Origin of the sequence: uncultured Roseibium sp. (assembly GCF_947499295.1) — a bacterium.
Classification (GTDB): Bacteria; Pseudomonadota; Alphaproteobacteria; order Rhizobiales; family Stappiaceae; genus Roseibium.
Genome location: NZ_CANMNP010000172.1, coordinates 1 through 238 on the forward strand (window position 1 = coordinate 1; position 238 = coordinate 238).

Below are 238 nucleotides of genomic sequence, written 5' to 3' on the forward strand. Positions count from 1 at the left end.
ATTTCGAACTGGCACTGGAGGTTTTCCGTGCTTGCTTGCCACGGGTTGGCGCGAAGGCAAAGAATGACCGTCTTTTTCTCGAGGCACTGCATTATTTCACGCTTCACAACATCTCCTGGCGCGCTTTGCCCGAGCGGTTCGGCAACTGGAACAGTGTTTGGAAACGTTTCGACCGCCTGGGTAAGGCTGGCGTATTCGAGGACTACTTTTCCATTCTCGCCGGGCTTGATGAAGGAGC

Annotated in this window: 1 protein-coding gene; it reads left to right on the forward strand. The window is 54.2% G+C overall.

Going from position 1 to position 238, the window contains the following annotated elements; translation table 11 throughout:
- On the forward strand, positions 1-238 hold a 238-nt coding region (locus tag Q0835_RS30275; RefSeq protein ID WP_298967219.1), incomplete at both ends, for a transposase.